Annotated in this window: 16 protein-coding genes; 4 read left to right on the forward strand and 12 right to left on the reverse strand. The window is 61.5% G+C overall.

All coding sequences use genetic code 11. The features are described 5' to 3' along the window. Positions 1-3: 3 nt before the first annotated feature. Genes ugpA through N5D22_RS24960 form a run of 3 tightly spaced genes read left to right on the forward strand, consistent with a single transcriptional unit; the run spans position 4 to position 2,805 of the window. Positions 4-885, forward strand: a complete 882-nt coding sequence (gene ugpA / locus N5D22_RS24950) for a sn-glycerol-3-phosphate ABC transporter permease UgpA (RefSeq protein ID WP_279658699.1) — start codon at positions 4-6, stop codon at positions 883-885. Between the two features lie 10 nt (positions 886-895). After that, positions 896-1,744 (forward strand): sn-glycerol-3-phosphate ABC transporter permease UgpE, encoded by an 849-nt coding sequence (ugpE, locus tag N5D22_RS24955; protein WP_279658700.1) that lies wholly within the window; start codon positions 896-898, stop codon positions 1,742-1,744. Beyond that, complete coding sequence (locus N5D22_RS24960) at positions 1,744-2,805, forward strand: sn-glycerol-3-phosphate import ATP-binding protein UgpC (protein ID WP_279658701.1); 1,062 nt, start codon at positions 1,744-1,746, stop codon at positions 2,803-2,805. Before ugpE ends, N5D22_RS24960 begins: the two co-directional genes overlap by 1 nt. A gap of 73 nt (positions 2,806-2,878) precedes the next feature. Here the strand turns inward: N5D22_RS24960 and N5D22_RS24965 are convergent, their stop codons facing one another. From N5D22_RS24965 to odc2, 6 genes are all read right to left on the reverse strand, one after another. Then, positions 2,879-3,322, reverse strand: coding sequence for a glyoxalase superfamily protein (locus N5D22_RS24965; RefSeq protein ID WP_279658702.1), 444 nt, complete (start codon positions 3,320-3,322; stop codon positions 2,879-2,881). Positions 3,323-3,531: 209 nt separating this feature from the next. Continuing rightward, the gene (locus N5D22_RS24970) at positions 3,532-4,230 is read right to left on the reverse strand and encodes an OmpW family protein (RefSeq protein ID WP_279658703.1); all 699 of its coding nucleotides are present in this window, start codon (positions 4,228-4,230) and stop codon (positions 3,532-3,534) included. A 311-nt stretch (positions 4,231-4,541) separates the two neighbouring features. Beyond that, the gene (locus N5D22_RS24975; protein ID WP_279658704.1) at positions 4,542-5,837 is read right to left on the reverse strand and encodes an MFS transporter; all 1,296 of its coding nucleotides are present in this window, start codon (positions 5,835-5,837) and stop codon (positions 4,542-4,544) included. An 89-nt stretch (positions 5,838-5,926) separates the two neighbouring features. After that, positions 5,927-6,328, reverse strand: coding sequence for a MarR family winged helix-turn-helix transcriptional regulator (locus tag N5D22_RS24980; protein WP_020813347.1), 402 nt, complete (start codon positions 6,326-6,328; stop codon positions 5,927-5,929). Between the two features lie 146 nt (positions 6,329-6,474). Continuing rightward, positions 6,475-7,044 carry an N-acetyltransferase gene (locus N5D22_RS24985; protein WP_279658705.1) on the reverse strand — a complete coding sequence of 190 codons (570 nt, stop codon included), beginning with the start codon at positions 7,042-7,044 and terminating at the stop codon, positions 6,475-6,477. A 249-nt stretch (positions 7,045-7,293) separates the two neighbouring features. Continuing rightward, the gene (odc2, locus tag N5D22_RS24990) at positions 7,294-8,427 is read right to left on the reverse strand and encodes an ornithine/lysine decarboxylase (RefSeq protein WP_279658706.1); all 1,134 of its coding nucleotides are present in this window, start codon (positions 8,425-8,427) and stop codon (positions 7,294-7,296) included. 538 nt (positions 8,428-8,965) lie between these two features. Here odc2 and N5D22_RS24995 point away from each other — a divergent pair. After that, complete coding sequence (locus N5D22_RS24995; protein WP_279658707.1) at positions 8,966-9,859, forward strand: LysR family transcriptional regulator; 894 nt, start codon at positions 8,966-8,968, stop codon at positions 9,857-9,859. 222 nt (positions 9,860-10,081) lie between these two features. On the opposite strand, the gene N5D22_RS25000 is transcribed toward N5D22_RS24995, so the two are convergent. The 6 genes from N5D22_RS25000 to N5D22_RS25025 all read right to left on the reverse strand — a co-directional run bounded on the left by N5D22_RS25000 (position 10,082) and on the right by N5D22_RS25025 (position 18,993). Then, positions 10,082-11,035, reverse strand: a complete 954-nt coding sequence (locus N5D22_RS25000) for a substrate-binding domain-containing protein (RefSeq protein ID WP_279658708.1) — start codon at positions 11,033-11,035, stop codon at positions 10,082-10,084. Positions 11,036-11,107: 72 nt separating this feature from the next. Then, positions 11,108-12,109: an ABC transporter permease gene (locus tag N5D22_RS25005; RefSeq protein ID WP_279658709.1), complete on the reverse strand. Its 1,002-nt coding sequence runs from the start codon at positions 12,107-12,109 to the stop codon at positions 11,108-11,110. A gap of 50 nt (positions 12,110-12,159) precedes the next feature. After that, a complete protein-coding gene (locus N5D22_RS25010; protein ID WP_279658710.1) occupies positions 12,160-13,683 on the reverse strand; it encodes a sugar ABC transporter ATP-binding protein in 1,524 nt (507 codons plus the stop codon). Between the two features lie 195 nt (positions 13,684-13,878). Continuing rightward, positions 13,879-14,502 (reverse strand): TetR family transcriptional regulator, encoded by a 624-nt coding sequence (locus N5D22_RS25015; protein ID WP_279658711.1) that lies wholly within the window; start codon positions 14,500-14,502, stop codon positions 13,879-13,881. 115 nt (positions 14,503-14,617) lie between these two features. Next, positions 14,618-17,752 (reverse strand): efflux RND transporter permease subunit, encoded by a 3,135-nt coding sequence (locus N5D22_RS25020; RefSeq protein ID WP_279658712.1) that lies wholly within the window; start codon positions 17,750-17,752, stop codon positions 14,618-14,620. An 11-nt stretch (positions 17,753-17,763) separates the two neighbouring features. Then, positions 17,764-18,993, reverse strand: a complete 1,230-nt coding sequence (locus N5D22_RS25025; protein WP_279658713.1) for an efflux RND transporter periplasmic adaptor subunit — start codon at positions 18,991-18,993, stop codon at positions 17,764-17,766. Positions 18,994-19,046 lie beyond the last annotated feature (53 nt).

A 19,046-nucleotide genomic window follows, 5' to 3' on the forward strand; every position in this document is an offset into this window, starting at 1 on the left:
GCCGTGCAAAGCGTCGTATTCCCCAACAAGATCCTGCCTTATCTGCTGGTCGCACCGCAGATCATTCTGACGGTGGTCTTTTTCTTCTGGCCCGCCAGCCAGGCGCTCTACCAGTCGACCATGCGCGAGGACGCCTTCGGGCTGAGCAGCAACTTCGTCGGACTGGCGAATTTTTCGGCCGTGCTGTCGGATGAGAGCTATCTGAACTCGCTGCAGGTCACCGTCATCTTCAGCGTGCTGACCGCACTCGTCTCCATGGGGCTGGCGCTGCTTCTGGCGACGGCGGCGGACCGCGTGGTGCGCGGCAAGGGTTTTTACCGCACCATGATGATCATGCCCTATGCCGTCGCCCCTGCGGTGGCCGGCATGTTGTGGCTCTTCATGTTCAACCCGGCCATGGGCACCTTCTCCTACATCCTGCGCCGCAACGGCATCATGTGGGACCCGCTGCTCAACGGCGATCAGGCCATGTTGCTCGTCGTCGCGGCCGCTGCGTGGAAGCAGATCAGCTATAATTTCCTGTTTTTTGTCGCAGGCTTGCAGGCAATTCCTAAATCATTGCTGGAAGCGGCCTCCATCGACGGCGCGCGCGGTTCGCGGCGCTTCTGGACCATCGTTTTCCCGCTGCTGGCGCCGACAACCTTCTTCCTTCTGGTCGTCAACACGGTCTACGCTTTCTTCGATACATTCGGCATCATCCATGCCGTCACCGGCGGCGGCCCCGCCAAGGCGACGGAAACGCTGGTCTACAAGGTCTATAATGATGGCTTCGTAAACCTGAACCTCGGCTCTTCCGCCGCGCAATCGGTCATCCTGATGGTGATCGTCATCGCGCTCACCGCCTTCCAGTTCCGCTTCGTCGAGAAGCGCGTGCATTACGGCTGAGGATTTCACAATGATTGAAAATCGCCCGGTCGCCCGCGTGATCGCCCATCTGATGCTGGTTCTCGGCATCATCATCGTGGCCTTCCCGATCTATTACACCTTCGTCGCTTCTTCCATGACGTCGACGGATATCATCCGCCCGCCCATGTCGCTTTTGCCCGGCGACCATCTCAGTGCCAATTACACCGAGGCCATGGTCGGCGGCGTCGAAAGAGTGGTCGGCGTCAGCCTCGAGCGGCTGCTGTTCAACAGCTTCGTCGTGGCACTCGCCATCGCCATCGGCAAGATCGTCATTTCGTTCCTGTCGGCCTTCGCCATCGTCTTTTTCCGCTTCCCCTTCCGCATGGGCTTTTTCTGGATGATCTTCATCACCCTCATGCTGCCGGTGGAAGTGCGCATCCTGCCCACTTACAAGGTCATCGTCGATCTTGGGTTGATCGACACCTATGCGGGACTGACGCTGCCGCTGATGGCATCTGCGACGGCGACGTTCCTGTTCCGGCAGTTCTTCCTGACCATTCCCGGTGAACTGGTCGAGGCGGCGCGTATCGACAATGCAGGTCCGTTCCGCTTCATGCGCGATATTCTGCTGCCGCTGTCGAGAACCAATATCGCCGCCCTATTCGTGATCCTGTTCATCTATGGCTGGACCCAGTATCTCTGGCCGCTGCTCGTGACCAACGACGCCAAGATGAACACGATCATCATCGGCCTCAAGCGCATGGTGGATTTCACCGACGCTTCGACGCCCTGGAATTATGTGATGGTGACGGCGATCCTCGCCATCATCCCTCCTGTCATCGTTGTGGTGCTGATGCAGCGCTGGTTCGTCAAAGGTTTGGTGGAGACCGAGAAGTAATGGCAAAAATTGCGCTGAAAGACGTCCGCAAGGTTTATGGCGGCAATGTCGAGGCCATCAAGGGCGTGTCGATGGATATCGCCGACGGCGAAATGATCGTGCTCGTCGGCCCCTCCGGCTGCGGAAAATCCACCCTGCTGCGCATGATCGCCGGGCTGGAGGGCATTTCGGGCGGCCAGATCGTCATCGGCGACCGTGTCGTCAACGATCTGGAACCCTCCGACCGCGACATCGCCATGGTGTTCCAGAATTATGCGCTTTATCCGCATATGACGGTGCGCCAGAACCTTGCCTATGGCCTGAAGAACCGTAACACGCCGAAGGAGGAGATCGAACGGCGCATCACCGAGGCGGCCAAGGCGCTGGAGATCGAGCAGTTCCTGGAGCGCAAGCCGCGCCAGCTTTCCGGCGGCCAGCGCCAGCGCGTGGCCATGGGCCGCGCCATCGTGCGCAAGCCGGCCGCCTTCCTGTTCGATGAGCCGCTCTCCAATCTCGACGCCAAGCTGCGCGTGCAGATGCGGGTGGAAATCCGCCGTCTGCAACGCTCGCTCGCCACGACAAGCGTTTATGTCACCCATGACCAGATGGAGGCCATGACGCTGGCCGACCGGCTGGTGGTGCTGAATGCCGGCCGCATCGAGCAGATGGGCACGCCGATCGAGCTTTACGAAAAGCCGGCAACCACCTTCGTCGCCACCTTCATCGGCTCGCCCTCCATGAACCTGCTGAGCGATGGCGCGACATCGGCAAACGGCTCTTCCGGCTGGTCGGTGCAGGGAACCTCGGCACTACCGCAGGGCGTCGCCACGCTCGGCATTCGCCCCGAAGACATTACCCTTGCCGATGAAGCCCCCGCAGACGCCGCCTTCACCGGCACCGTGCAGGTGGACGCCGTGGAACTGGTGGGTGCGGAAAGCTACGTGCACGGCTCCTTCGCCGACGGCACAACAATCGTCTTCCGCGTCCACGGCCGCTCGCAGCTTCGCATCGGTGAAACGCTGAAGATCGCCGCACAGGCGAAAGACTTCCACCTGTTCGATGCGGCGGGGAAGAGAATCTAAACCTGCCGACAAAAAATGGGACACCCGCCACTCGGCGGGTGCTCGCACTATAGCTAGAATCCCCAGCGGCTCCCTACCAGACGAGCTCCACCTGCGGCCGACCGTTGGAGGTTTTCTCCACGGTGCGGCCGGATGTGTCGACATTGCAGTGGACGCGCTGGCGGAAGGCGGAAAAGCTTTCGAAACTCACCACATCCACGAGATCGTCGAGATGCAGGGTCAGCCGGTAACGTTCGGGATCGCCGCCGAGCGCCTGCACGCCCAGTACCGAAGCCACGAAGGGCTGGCCGAGGTAAAATCCTTCCACACGCGACCCCAGAAGATAGGGGTTGAAGGCGGGGCGGTTGCCGGCTGTGGCGTGCAGGGTATTCCAGTCGCGGAAGCCATATTGCGCGGCGATGAGTTCCAGCGCTTTCGAATGGGTGATTGCCTGCCCCTGATCATCAAGGGCGGCGCGCAGGCGCTTTGCCTGTTCTTTCAGCCCCTCAAGTGCGGGGAGCGGTTTGGACACGTTCATAACGGTTCTCCAACATGCGCATGCCGACTATTCCGAAGGGGGTCCGCGTTGCCATCGACGACATGCAAAACATGGGATGACCGTTATTGAAGAAAGAGCTTCACCAGGGGCGCAAACGCCTGCGGACGGCCGGGGCTCTTATGCCCGTGGCCGTCCCTATAGCCCAGAAAGCGCCGCCCGTCAAAGGCGGCGCTCAGCCGATCCCTTGATCAGAAGCGATAGGTGATACCCGCGCCGATCAGCCATGGATCGAGCTTGGCCTTGCCGCTGATCGGTGTGCCGCCGAGTTCCGCCGTCCAGTCGGTCTCGAGGAAGATTTTCTTCACGTCGAAGTTCACGCCCCAATGCTCGTCCAGCATATAGTCGAAACCGACCTGCACGGCTGCACCGACCTTGTTCTTGACGTCGAGATTGCTGAAACCGGGCTTTTCCGTCTGGTTATAGAACAGCGAATAGTTCACGCCCGCGCCGATATAGGGCTTGAAAGCGCCGAAGTCGGTAAAGTGATATTGCAGCGTCAGTGTCGGCGGCAGCAACCACGTCTTGCCGACCGGCGTGCCGGCCAGCACACCCTCGCCGTTGATCTTGGCATAGGTGGTGCCGAGGATAAGCTCCGCGGCGAAGTTTTCGGTGAAGAAATAGCTGATGTCGAGCTCCGGGATCACGGTGTCCGAATAGGACAGGCCCGCCCCCGGCACACCGTCGACCCTGCCGCTGTCATGGGTGATGACGCCGAGGCCGCGCACGCGCAGCATCCACGGGCTTGCCGCTGCAATCGCCTCTTCGGCGGTGGGGGCCGGCGCTGCCTGGGCCAGATCGGCGGCCATCGCATTGGCGGATACCAGCATGGCCGCAACACCAACTGCGACACTGGCAAGCAAGGCGGTTTTTTTGTTTCTGTTCGTCATTCCATCTCTCCTATAGCGCACCGCAGCCGGGCAAGTCCCCGGGAACCGGCTGATGACGGCGGGCTTTCGCGAATCTTCGCCGGCCGCAACCGCTTGGGGCCACTATGACGAAGGGAGAGGCGGGCCGATTGAGATGGATCAAACCGGGACGCCGATCATGGATCGGAACGATCAACCGGCAAGCATTGTGACAATTACGCAACAAATGCCGTCCAACGATCGAGAAGCGGATGCGCAACGAGCCTGGCAAATGCCGGAAAAATACGAAAAGGGCCTGCATTTGCAGGCCTCCTTCCAGTGCATCACCTCTATCACGCGGCCTGGGGCGTCAGGGTTGCGGAACCCGGCTTGCGCAGAAGCAGAACCGAGACGGCCGCGATCATGCACATCAGACCGGCAATCTGCAGCGCTGGCATATAGGTATCGAAGTCGCTCTTGAAGAAACCGGCGCCAAAGGCGGCGGTGGCGGCTCCCAGCTGATGGCCGGCAAACACCCAGCCGAAAACGAGACCGGCCTTTTCGCGCCCGAAATTCTCGGCAGCGAGCTTCACCGTCGGCGGCACGGTCGCCACCCAGTCCAGCCCGTAAAAGACGGCGAAGACCGAAAGCTCCACGAAGCTGAACCCCGAGAATGAGAGATAAAGCAGGGAAAGCCCGCGCAGACCGTAGAACCAGAACAGCAGGAAGCGATTGTCGAACCGGTCAGAAAGCCAGCCGGCGAAGATCGTGCCGAAGAAATCGAAAATGCCGATCACCGCCAGCGTGCCCGCCGCCGTCACCGCTGCCATGCCGAAATCGCCGCAGATCGAAATCCAGTGTGTCTGGATGAGGCCGTTGGTCGAAAGCCCGCAGACAAAGAAGGTGCCGAAAAGCACCCAGAACACCGGGTTGCCCGAGACGCTCTTCAGGGTCACCAGCGGCGATACCAGTGTGGCGAGAAGATTGTGATCCTGCTTGACCGGCTTTGCCACCGCCGTCTCGCCATAGGCCGGCAGGCCGACATCGGCAGGATGGTCACGCATCAAAAGCAGGACGAGGACCATGGCGGTGGCGATTACCGCAACGGAAAGGGTCAAGGCGGTTCGCCAGCCATAGGCTTCCGTCAGCGCCGCCAGCAGCGGCAGGAAAACCAGCTGGCCGGTGGCGTTGCTCGCTGTCATCAGGCCGATCACCAGCCCACGGCGCTTGGAAAACCAGCGTGTCGCCACGGTGGCGCCCAATACCAGCGCGGTCATGCCGGTGCCGACGCCGATTACCACGCCCCAGAGCAGCAGCAATTGCCATACCTCGGTCATGAAGAAGGAAGCGACAATGCCGCCCATGATCAGGGCGAGCGCCGTGGACACCACCTGCCGGATACCGAAATGATTCATGAAGGCGGCGGCAAAGGGCCCGAGCAGGCCAAAAAGCACCAGCCTGACGGCCATTGCGGAGGAAATATCGGCGATATCCCAGCCGAATTCCTGATGCAGCGGCTGGATCATCACCCCCGCAGATCCCATCGCACCGGCAGTGGCCAGCATGGTCAAAAAGGTGGTTGCGGCGACGACCCAGCCATAATGCAGATTTCTGCCGGCCATCCAGCTGGCGAGGCGTATGGAGAGCATGTTCAAATTCCCTTTCCAGCGGCCGTGGCCGATATTTTACGGGTATATACCCTGTATTGCGGGCAGATACCCGCTTACGTCCCCAAAAATCACAGGGCTGCGAGCAGTTCCTGCAATTGCGCTGTCTTCTCAGGCCCAAGCCGGGCCTCTATTTCATCCTGCACCCCATCCCAGAGCGGCGCGCCCGCCTTCAGGATCGCGTGGCCTTCCTTCGTCACGGTCAGCATCGCTTCCCGCTGATCCTCGCCGTGACCGATGGCCACCAGCCCCATGCGCGCCAGCACCTTGGCGTTGCGGCCGACAGTGGAGCGATCCAGTTCCACCCGCGCGGCCAGATCGGTCAGCGAAACAGGCGCGGTGCGGTTGATGTTTCGCAGCAGGCTGAACTGGCCGATATTGACGCCAAGCGGCGCTAGGGCCTCGTCATAATAGGACGAGACCTTGCGGGATGCTTTGCGCAACAGGATGCAATGGCAGCTATCGTTTGGCATTTGTCTCGGGTATATACCCGTAAATTTCCGCGTGCAAGAGGTGCCGAGAAATTATCGGCGGGCAACGGCCAACCCCATGGCCATAAAGCAGAAACAATAAACCCCGGCTTTGGGCCGAGGTTTGATATCAGCAGCGAGGGCCAGTCTCAGGCCGAGAGCCGTCGGCCACTCGCAACCAGCAAACCGACAGCGCCTTCAAGCCAGCCGGCTTTCAGTTCCAGCGCCAGGAAACGGCTGCGCTCGAACGGGCCGGGCATGATGAGGTGCTGGGCCTTGTCGGCGAAAAAGCCGAAACGCTCGTAATAGGGCGCATCGCCAACCAGAAGAACGGCGCCGTGGCCACGCTTGGTGGCCTCGGCAATGGCGGCGCGCATCAGCGCCGAACCGATGCCCTTGCCCTCATGGGCGGCATCGACGGCCAGCGGGCCGAGCAGCAGCGCTTCGACGGCGCGGCCCTCGCGCGAGATGCCGGCCTCGACATTCCACAGGCGCATCGTGCCGATGACATGGCCGTCCTCATCGCGGGCGACGAGCGCCAGGCCTTCGGCCGGAACGCGGCCCGCGCGCAGCTTTTCGGAAGACTTGCGGCGGCGGCCAGCGCCCATGGCGCGGTCAAGCAGGTTCTCACGGGCGACGACATCGCCCGGATTTTCCTGATCGACATGAAATGTCTGCGGCGTGAAAAATGCCCGTACCGAATTCAAAAGAGCGGCCATCCTTGGCCTCCCGTCACACTACCGCCCACACGCGGCCCTTGATGAAAAATTGGTGGAGCCGTTCCGGCCCGCCGACACGCTTTCCTCGGCTGGAAGAGGTGCAGCAAGCAGGGATTTGCGCAACAGCACAATCGGCAGGGCCGGAACGGAAGCTTGGTCGAGACGCCGCCCTGCTCAGCGGACGGCGCTCGGACTTTTAATGAGCATCGGATTTTCCGAAAACCGCGTAACGCTTTTCGGTTCGATGCCTTAGATGACGTAGGCCTTCAGCGGCTCGAAACCGTTGAACGCGACCGCCGAATAGGTGGTCGTGTAAGCGCCCGTGCCTTCGATCAGAACTTCGTCGCCGATGGTCAGCGAGACCGGCAGCGGGTACATGTTCTTTTCATACAGCACGTCGGCGCTGTCGCAGGTCGGACCGGCCAGAACGCAGGGCTCCATCTCGTCCTGATCGCGCTCGGTGCGGATCGGGTAACGGATAGCCTCGTCCATCGTCTCGGCGAGACCGCCGAACTTGCCGATGTCGAGGAACACCCAGCGGTGGTTGTCATTGTCGGACTTGCGCGACACGAGAACGACTTCCGCCTTGATGACGCCGGCATTGCCGACCATGCCGCGGCCCGGCTCGATGATCGTCTTCGGGATATGGTTGCCGAAGTGCTTGCGCAGCGCCGTGTCGATCGCCTGGCCGTATTCTTCGGCGGCGGGAACGTCGCGCAGGTACTTGGTCGGGAAACCACCACCCATATTGACCATCTGCAGGTGGATGCCCTGCTTGGCAAGCGATGCGAATACGCGCTTGGCATCGGCCAGCGCCGCATCCCATGCGTCGAGATTCATCATCTGCGAACCGACATGGAAGGACACGCCGTAGGATTCCAGGCCGAGCTGATGAGCGTAGACGAGAACGTCGACAGCCATCTGCGGCACGCAGCCGAACTTGCGCGACAGCGGCCATTCGGCGCCTTCGCCATCCGTCAGCACACGGCAGAATACGCGGGCGCCGGGAGCAGCGCGGGCAACCTTCTCGACTTCCTCATGGCTATCAACGGCGAAGAGATCGATACCGAGCGCATGGGCGCGCGCAACATCGCGTTCCTTCTTGATGGTGTTGCCGAAGGAGATACGGTCAGCCGTCGCACCGGCATCGAGCGCCATCTGGATTTCAGCCACGGAGGCGCAATCGAAGTTGGAGCCGAGCGAAGCGAGCAGCTTCAGAATTTCGGGAGCCGGGTTTGCCTTGACGGCGTAATAGATGGCGCTATTCGGCAGGGAATGCCGGAAAGCGTTGAAATTGTCGCGCACGACGTCGAGATCAACCACGAGGCAAGGGCCTTCGGGACGTCGGGTCTTGATGAAGTCGAGAATGCGTGCAGTCGTCATCGATATATTCCCTATAAAACCGGCTTCGGAAAAAATCCGAAGGACAAAGGACGCTCGAGATATGCATTCGAATCAGCCGGTGGAGGCGCAGAATCGATAGCATACGCTCAAGGCGCGAATGTGAACGATGCCCTGCCAGAGCATCATTCGGCTTTGTCTGCCATGGATTGGAGGGAATGACCCGACCGCACTTCAGGCAATGATGGTGTGCCTCTTTAGTACCCCGGCTGATGGAAAGCCGGCAGAGAACCAGAAAGGCCCGCACCGTCGTTGCTTCGTATGTCCTCGCATTTTCCGGTTGGCCGGAATAGCGACTGGAGGGGTTAGTTCCAGGTACCTTACCTAAATCCTCACCACATCGAGGAATCGGCGGACACACATGGGCACGTGCGACTTTGGGCAGCACGGGAAATAAGAATATTCGCCGTCATAATCAAGAGGATTTTTTCATCATATCGCGGATTTTTTCGGCAGCGATTTTAAGGTTGAACAGTCGCCCTCCAGCGTTCAATTATGTGGAACGAACCGGAGAATTTTCATGGACACGCTGACCCGCATTCGCGCCTTTATCGATGTTGTCGAAGCGGAGGGTTTTTCCGCCGCGGCGCGCAAGACGGGGCGCTCCAAGGCGCTGCTATCCAAATATGTGCGGGAACTGGAGGACGATCTCGGCGCGTTGCTCCTCAACCGCACGACAAGGCAGTTTTCGCTGACGGAGGCTGGGCACACCTATTACCGCACCGCTTCCGACATTTTGAAGGAGATCGACAACCTCGCCGATCTGGTGCGCGAAAAAAATGCCGATCTGAAGGGCAAGCTCAGAATTTCCGTTCCCCGCACCTTCATCGACGCCGATGTCGGCCAGAGCCTGATAGACTTCGCCAAGGAAAATCCGGAACTGTCGCTGGAAATCGTCGCCGAGGACCGATTCGTCGACCTGATCGAGGAAGGTTTCGACCTTGCCGTTCGGATCACCCGGCTGGAAGATTCGGGCCTCATCGCCCGCAAGCTTTCCGATTTCCGGGTCTATGCGGTGGCGACGGCGGATTTCGTGGCACAATACGGGCCGCTCGACGGGCCGCAGGATTTCGCCCGCGTGCCCTTCATCATCGACACCAATACGCGCTTTCATAACTCCGTGCGCTATTTCGAACCGGATGGCGGCTCGAACTCCGTCGCCATCAGCGGGCCGATCGAGGTCAACAGCCCGCAGGCGACGCTGCGCGCCGCCCGCGCCGGCCTCGGCATCGCCATGGTGCCGGATTTCATCGCCCGGCCCTATATCCAGTCCGGCGAGCTGGTGACGCTGTTCGATGACTATATTTCGAAGGACAGGGGCATCTACGCGGTCTATCCGCATCGCCGCTACCTGCCCGCCAAGGTGCGCAGCTTCGTGGATTATCTTTCGGCGTGGTTCAGGAAGAATGGGTGAGGACGCGGGTGTTTTGGCCGCAGAGAGCCCGCACCTCCGTCATCCTCGGGCTTGACCCGAGGATCCATGTTTCGGCAGGCGGTGGATCCTCGGGTCAAGCCCGAGGATGACGTCGCGTGTGAGGAAATGTTTGCTGCATTCCCTCCTTCGCGTGTCGAGAAAAAGGTTTCCGCCCATCACTACGCCCGCCTTCCAGCGGGCGTCGCATGGCCGGAACCCTTATCAGAACGGCGAATCCGGGAAATAGAACTGCTCGGCATTGTCCTTGGTGATGAGCGTCGCATCGAGGATATATTCACCCGCGACCGGCACCTGGTCGTAAAAATGCCCGGCCGTCAGCTGCATGGCGGTCGCCACCATCGCCGGCGGATAGAGCACGTCGACCGGCACCAGCTTGTCGCCGTCCATAACCTTCTTGATCATGTCCTTGGAACCGGCGCCCGCAACGATATACTGAATATCGGTGCGTTTCGCCTGCTGGATGGCTTCCAGCACACCAATCGCCATGTCGTCATCCTGACACCAGACCACGTCGATCTTCTTGTATTTGGTCAGATAGTCCTGCATCACGCGGAAGGCGTCGTCGCGGTTCCAGTTGCCGTACTGGCGGTCGAGAACCTTGACGCTGGAACCGGCAATGCCCTTGTCGAAACCATCCTGGCGCTGCTGGTCGATCGGGATCGGCAGGCCGCGGATGACCACGACTTCGGCGTTCGGCGTTGTCTTCTTGATGTATTCGCCCGCCACCTGGCCAAGCGCCGGGTTATTGCCGGCTACATAGATATCGCGGATCGAATTGTCGTTGACGCTCGGCGCGCGGTCGACCAGCGCGACGAAGGTGCCCTTGTCCTTGATCTCCTTGATGGCGTTGACCAGCGGATCGGGATCGGACGGCAAGACGACAAGCGCGTCGAGCCCCTGCACGGCAAGGTCCTGGAGCGCATTCGCCTGATTGGCGGCATCCGGCGATGTCTTGACGATGACATTGAGCCCCGGATGTTCCTGCATCAGCAGCTTCGCCACACGCTCGGCGTGATAAACGACGCCCGCCGTCCAGCCATGGTCGGCGGCCGGAATGGATACGCCGATGGTGACCTTCTTGTCCTGCGCATGCGCTGAAGCGGCAAGCACCGTGGCCAGCGCGGCAAAGGCCACGCCGATGAATTTACTACGCATAGTCTCTTTCCTCCCAAGACCGGGGCGTTCCTCCTTCGACCGCGCCTGCCCCACATGGCGCGGCGTGATGCGTCACCTGCGGCTGAGCGAACGCTGCACCAGCATGGCGATGATGATGATGGCCCCCTGAATGGCGCCGATCAGATATTCGCTGACGAAGTTCGACAGGATCATGATGTTGCCGACGATCTCCAGAATGAAAGCGCCGCAGATCGTACCCCAGATGCGCCCCACCCCGCCCCTCAGCGCCGTGCCGCCGACGACGACGGCGGTGATCGCCTGAAGCTCCCACAACATGCCTGTCGTGGCGGAGGTGGAGGCAAGACGCGGCACGTAAAGCAGCACCGCAACGGCGACACAGAGCCCCTGCACCACATAAGCGATGGTGCGGACCCGGGCGACCGAGATGCCGGAATATCGTGCGACATCCTCGCTTGAGCCAACGGCTGTCAGATGCCGGCCATAACGGGTGCGGTAAAGCACGAAGGCGGCTATGGCAGCGGTGACGAAGATGACAATGACAGGCACCGGTACGCCGAGGATATTGCCGAAATAGACCGGGCGATAAAGCGTCTGGATTTCCGGGTTACGCAGCGTGATCGCGCCGCCCTGCGACAGCCATGTGGTCAAGCCGCGATAGATGCCCATGGTGCCGAGCGTGGCGATGAAGGGCTCGATACGGCCGATGGTGGTGATGAGACCGTTCGTCAGCCCGCAGGCCGCGCCAATGGCGAGCGCCAGCGCCATGGCGGTGAGCAGCATCGGAAGCGGACTGGCGATGACGCCGCTATTCATGAACAGGATCATCAGGCTGGCGACGAAAGCCACCATGGCGCCGACCGAAAGATCGAGCCCGCCCGACGTGATGACGTAGGTTGCGCCAAGCGCGATGATGGCGATGAAGGCGCTGCGGGTGACGACGTTCAGAAGATTGTCGATGCCGATGAAATTGGGATTGGCGATGGCGCCGAGAACCAGAAGCAGGGCCAGCGCCACAAAGGGTGCTACGGCGCGCAGATCCCAGTCCTTAGAGGTCTTCGGCGTCTTGCCGTTATCAAGTGCGGCCTCAGTCATGTTTCCCCTCGGTCTCTTTGTCGGGCCATGTTTCCCGGGACGCCGGGCGCTCAGGCGGGTTCCTGCGTGTGAACACCCGTCGCCAGCGCCACGATGTCGTTTTCAGTCATGCGCTCACCGGTCACCTCACCGACGATCCGGCCCGACCGCATCACCAGAATGCGGTCGCAGATGCCGATCAGTTCCGGCATTTCCGAAGAAACCACGATGATGGAACGCCCCTCATCCGCCAGTTTGGCGATAAAGCGGTAGATCTGTTCCTTGGTGCCGATATCGATGCCGCGCGTCGGTTCGTCGATGATGACGATGGACGGATCGAGCAGCATCATCTTGGCCAGAAGCAGCTTCTGCTGGTTGCCGCCGGAGAGCTGGCCGGCCAGCAGATCCTTGCGGCCGGTGCGGATGTCGAAATCGCGGACCGCATCGTCGAGCGCCGCCGTCTCCCGGCGGATATCGATCTGGAACAGCCGACTGAATTTCCTGAGCGAAGCAAGCGTCAGATTGACCCGCAGATCCTTGCCAAGCAGCAGGCCCTTGCCCTTGCGGTCCTCGCTCAGATAAACGATGCCGGCCTTCAGGCTGTCTTCCGCCTTTGCGAAATGCACCGGCCTGCCGTTATGACGCACCGTTCCGCGACCGGCGCGCAGGCCGAGTATTCCTTCCATGAGTTCCGTTCTGCCGGCGCCGACCAGACCCGCGAAACCGAGGATTTCACCCCTGCGCAGGCTGAAGCCGGCATCCTGCGCATAAGCGGGAACGGTGAAATGCTCCACCTGCAGGACCGGCTCGTGCTCGCCGCCGGCGGCGCGGTCGGGATAAAGCTTGGCAACGTCGCGCCCCACCATCAGCCGCGCCATGTCGGCAGGCTCCAGCGCCGATGCCGGATGGGAGGCGACCAGTCTGCCGTCGCGCAGCACCGTCACCCGGTCGGCAATCTCCTTCACTTCAGGCAGGCGGTGCGAAATATAAAGCACGGCAACGCCCTTCGCCCTGATATCCCTGATGACATTCAGCAGCGCATCCGTCTCGATGGGCGTGAGGCTCGCCGTCGGCTCGTCGAAAATGACGACGCGATGCGGCACGAGCAGAACACGGGCGATCTGAACGAGCTGCCGCTGGGCAATCGACAGGCTGCCGACAATGGCGTCCGGATCGATCGTAGCGCCGAGATCGGCGATCGCCTTGCGGGCGCCGGCGCGCATGGCGCGGTCGTCCACCATGGCTCCCCGGCGCACCTCGCGGCCGAGATAAATGTTCTGCGCCACCGTCAAATCCGGGGCCAGCAATATTTCCTGGTGCACGAGAACGATGCCGCGATGTTCGGCATCCACCGGCCCGCCGAGCGAAACGGCTGCACCATCGATGAGGATTTCACCCCGCGACGGCTTCTCATTGCCCGCCAGCAGCTTCATCAGCGTCGACTTGCCGGCGCCGTTCTCGCCTATGATCGCATGGACCTCGCCGGCCCGCACCGCGATCTCGATATCCTTCAGGACCTGTACCGGCCCGAAGGATTTAGACAGCCCGACCGTCCGGATGAAGGCCGGGTCTGGAGCTTCGTCAGCAGAAGCCATGTGCCGTCACCGGCTGCCAGCGGAAACGAACGGCGCCTGCCCCTTGATTTTACCTGAAATGACCATCTGCGAACTCCTCCCAAAGCTCGAAGAAGAAGCTAGCGTCCGTTTTGAGGTACGTAAAGCAATTTTCGCTGGTCTTTTAGAATACACTCAAATTTGACTGGAGCGGCGCGCTGGTGCAGCGGCCTTCCATCATGGCGTCGGGGGGTGCTGGAACCCCTTCATGAGGCGATGCATGGCCTCTGCGCCTTCCTTCACCAGATCGAAACGCTTTCCGAACAGCAGCCAGTCGTAAACTATGCCTTTGATCAGCCAGTAGAGCGCACCGAGCGCCGATTCCGCCGTCCAGTTGTCGTTGAAGACACCTTCGGCCTGCGCACGCTCAAAAGCAGCCTCCAGCCGGTCCTTGTGGTAACGATCCAGCTCTTCCTGAGCACGCAGGACGGGGGCGAATTCGTCGGAATAATTGGTGCGCAGGCTGATGGTCATGATGCGCTGGCGCTGCTCGTCTTCCGCCAGAAGCGCAAGCCACCGGCACGCCGCTTCCTCGATCTTGGCCAGCAGCGCCGCCCCTTTGAGATCAGGATCGCCGAAATCCAGCAGATCCGATTCCGGCAGCGCCACGGATTCGTAGAGGCCGATGAACAGGTCGGCCTTGCTGGAAAAATGCCAGTATATCGCCCCGCGCGTCACTCCGGCCGCGGCCGCCACCTCGTCCAGCGAACTGTTGGCCACGCCCTTCTTGAAGAACACCCGCTCGGCAGCGGCAAGGATCGCCAGACGGGTCTCTTCTGCCTCGGCCTTGGTACGGCGCATTCCTGTTTCTCCTTCCAATCGTGGCACGGCGCTTTCGCACCGTGCCTTTTCTCTGTCGCCAGCCCCTCTTCACATGGACGTAATCACGTAGTCCCGGGCTGGCCCTGCATCCGTTTTATTCCGCCGGCGATACGGCGTCAGCAGCAATCTGGCTCTCTTTCTTCCTATCGCCGAAAATCTTCATGACAAAGACGAAGAAGACGGGGACGAAGAAGATCGCAAGGATCGTCGCCGAGATCATGCCGCCGAGCACGCCGGTGCCGATGGCGTTCTGGCTCGCCGCGCTGGCGCCCGAAGCAATCGCCATCGGCAGCACGCCGAGCGAGAAGGCAAGCGAGGTCATCAGGATCGGCCGGAAGCGCAGGTGCGCCGCCTCCACCGTCGCATCATAGGTGGATTTTCCTTCCGCCCGCAGATCCTTGGCGAATTCGATGATCAGGATCGCGTTCTTTGCGGACAGGCCGATGATGGCGACGAGGCCCACCAGGAAGTAGACGTCGTTCGGCATGCCGCGCAGCATCACCGCCGCCACCGAACCGATGACCCCGAGAGGCACCACCAGCATGACGGAAAGCGGAATGGACCAGCTTTCATAAAGCGCCGCCAAAAGCAGGAAGACGAACAGCACGCTGAGGCCGATCAGCGCCGGCGCCTGCGAGCCCGACTGGATTTCCTGCAGCGACTGGCCGGTCCATTCGAAACCGAAACCGCTCGGCAATTCGCTGGCCAGACGCTCCATTTCAGCAATGGCGTCACCCGAGGAATAACCGGGCGCGGACTGGCCGCTGATGCGGATGGCCGGGTAGCCGTTGTAACCCACCACCTGCGAGGGGCCGCGCACCCATTCCACCGTGGCGAAGGAGCTGACAGGCACCATGCCGCCATTGGCGTTGCGGACGTTGAGGTTCAGCAGATCCTCCGTCTTCATGCGCTGGCCCTGCTCCGCCTGCACCGTCACGCGCTGCATGCGGCCGGAATTGGGGAAGTCGTTGACGTAAGACGACCCCATATTGGCCGAGATGGTGGCGTTGATGTCGCTGAAGGTGACGCCGAAGGTGTTGGCCTTCTCACGGTCGATGATGAGATTGACCTGCGCCGCATCCGGCATGCCTTCGATACGAAGGCCGGCAAGGATGGGGCTCTGGCGGGCGGCAGCCATGAGCTGTGCGCCTGCCGCGCTGAGCGCGGTCTGGCCGGCTCCCGACCTGTCCTGGAGACGGAAGGTGAAACCGCTGGAGTTGCCGAGACCCTGGATCGGCGGCGGCGACAGGGCAAAGGACATGGCATCCGGAATCCCCCACAATTTGCCGTTGATCCGAGCGGAAATCGCAGCGGCCGAATCCTCGGGCCCGCGTTCGCTCCAGTCCTTCAGCGTGGCGAAGGCAAGGCCGGCATTCTGGCCGGAACCGGAGAAGGAGAAGCCCGAAATCGCAATGACGCGTTCCACCGCCGGCTCTTCCATGAAGATCTTCTCGATCTGCTGGATGGATTGCAGGGTGCGCTCGGTGCTGGCTTCCGCCGGCGCCTGAATATCGACGATCAGATAGCCCTGGTCCTCATTCGGCAGGAACGAGCTCGGCAGCTGCATATAGGCCCAGCCGAGACCGGCCAGCAGCGCCGCATAGATGACCATGAAACGGCCCGAACGCTTGATGATGCCGCCCACGGACGAGGAATATTTATGCGACGCCTTGTCGAAGTTGCGGTTGAACCAGCCGAAGAAGCCTTTCTTCTCATGGTGCCCGGCCTTGATCGGCTTCAGGAACGACGCGCAGAGCGCGGGCGTGAGCGACAGCGCGAGGAAGCCCGAGAACAGGATGGACACCACCATGGTGAGGCTGAACTGCTGGTAGATGATACCGACAGCACCCGGGAAGAAGGCCATCGGCACGAACACCGCCGTCAGCACCAGCGTGATGCCGATGATGGCGCCGGAAATCTGGCCCATCGCCTTGCGGGTCGCCTCCTTCGGCGACAGATGCTCTTCCGCCATGATGCGCTCGACATTCTCGACGACGACGATTGCGTCATCCACCAGAATGCCGATGGCGAGAACCATGGCGAACATGGTCAGAACGTTGATCGAGAAACCCGAGACATACATGATGGCGCAGGTGCCGAGCAGCGCCACGGGCACCACGAGCGTCGGAATGATGGTGTAGCGGATGTTCTGAAGGAAAACGAACATCACCACGAAGACGAGGATGATCGCCTCCACCAGCGTGTTGATCACCTTCTGGATCGAGATTTTAACGAAGGGGCTGGTGTCGTAGGGAATCTCATATTCGATACCCTGCGGGAAATAACGCGACAGTTCCTCCATCGTGGCGCGCACGCCCTCGGAGGTCTGCATGGCATTGCCTGTCGGCGACAGCTGAACGCCGATGGCGGCGCTCGGCTTGCCGTTCAGGCGGCTCGAGAAGTTGTAGCTCTCGCCACCCACCTCGATGCGCGCGACATCGCGCAACCGCACGGAAGAACCGTCCGGATTGGCGCGCAGCACGATGGAGCCGAACTCCTCCGGCGAGGTCAGCTGGCCCTGCACGTTGACGGTCGCGGAAATCTGCTGGCCGACGGGGTTCGGCGATGCGCCGATGCGGCCGGCGGCGACCTGCGAGTTCTGCGCCTGGATGGCGTTGATGACATCGTTCGAGGTCAGGCTGAGGCCCAGCATCTTGTCCGGGTCCATCCAGATGCGCATGGAACGCTGGGTGGCGAACAACTGCGCGCTGCCCACACCCGGCACACGGCGCAATTCGCCCAGCACGTTACGGCTCAGATAATCGCCGAGACCGATGGCGTCGGTATTGCCGTCAACGGAGGTGAGCGCCACCATCATCAGGAACGAGGTGCCGGCCTGTTCGACACGCAGGCCCTGCTGCGTCACCGATTGCGGCAGGCGGGGTTCAACGCGTGCGATGCGGTTTTGAACTTCGACCTGCGCCTCACCGATATTGGTGCCGGGCTCGAACGTCACGTTGATCGAAATGCGGCCCGAGGATTCCGAGGTCGATTCGAAATAGATCAGGCCGGGAACGCCGTTCAGCTCTTCCTCGATGGGACGCGTGACGCTCTGGTAAATGTCCTCAGGCGCGGCGCCCGGATAGCTGGTCCCGATCGAAATCTGCGGCGGCGCCACATTCGGATATTGCGCAATCGGCAACATGGGAATGGCGAGCAGGCCCGCCAGCATGATGAAGATGGCGACGACCCAGGCAAAAATGGGCCGATCGATGAAAAAACGTGCCATTAAATCGGTCCTTATTGCTTCGCGGCAGGGGCTGCAGCCTCGCTGCCGGCAGCAGCGACATCAGGTTCCGCAGACCACGGCTCGGGCTTCACCTTGGCGCCCGGCGCGGTTTTCTGGAAACCTTCGGCGACGACGCGGTCGCCATCCTTCAGGCCGTCCGAAATCACCCAGCGATCACCGATGGAGCGACCGACGCTGACGCGGCGCTGTTCGACGGTGTCTTCGGCATTGACGACAAGCACGCTCGCCTGCCCGCCCGCATCGCGCTGCACCGCCTGCTGCGGCACGGCAAAGGCCGCCTTCTGGATGCCCTGCTGGATCTGCACACGGACATACATGCCCGGCAGCAGATCGCCGTTCGGATTGGGGAATTCGCCGCGCAGCGTCACCTGGCCGGTGGTCTCATCCACCGCCGCCTCGGAAAACAGCAGGCGGCCCGGAACGGGGTAACGGCTGCCATCATCGAACAGCAGGTTGACTTCGGCCTCGTTCGGGCCGGTCATCAGCTGGCCGTCCTGCAGCGCCTTGCGCAGGCGAATGAGATCGGCCGCCGGCTGGGTGAAGTCGGCATAGATGGGATCGAGCTGCTGGATCGTCGCCAGGCTTTCCGAACCGGTAGCGCTGACGAGCGCACCCTCGGTGATGCGCGCCCTGCCGATGACGCCGCTGATCGGAGCCTTCACATCCGCATATTGCAGATTGAGCCTTGCTTCCGCCACACCGGCTTCGGCAACCGCCACCTCGGCATCGGCCTGCGCCAGCAGGGCGATGGCATTGTCGAACTCCTGCTGCGAGCCGACATTGGAACGGCGCAGCTGCTGCTGCCGGTCGGCCGTCTGCCGCGCCTGCAGCTGTGCGGCCTGCGCCCGGCGCAATGTGCCTTCGGCGCTGTCGACGCGCACCTGGAACGGCGCGGGATCGATCCGGTAGAGAACATCGCCTTCCTTCACCAGTGAGCCCTGCTCGAACACCCGCTCGACGATGATGCCGGAAACGCGCGGACGCACTTCGGCAAGCCGCGTCGGCGCGATGCGTCCCGGCAATTCATTGGTGATGGGCAACTCCTCCGGCTTCACGGTCACGACCTTGACCCCGCCGGGCGGCGGCGCGCCGGGCGCAGACGCCTGCTCGTCGCCACATCCGACCAGAACGATGCCCGTCAACAACACCGCCACGATCTGCCCCAATTTCTTCGCCATACTGCGCTCCGAATCCATAAAATAGGTCACATTTACATACATACTAAGACGTATGTAAAATTCTGGCAACGGAATTGTTGCAGCGCAAAAGCGCC

The sequence above is a fragment of the Agrobacterium sp. GD03872 genome, assembly GCF_029840625.1.
Lineage (GTDB): Bacteria > Pseudomonadota > Alphaproteobacteria > Rhizobiales > Rhizobiaceae > Agrobacterium > Agrobacterium fabrum_A.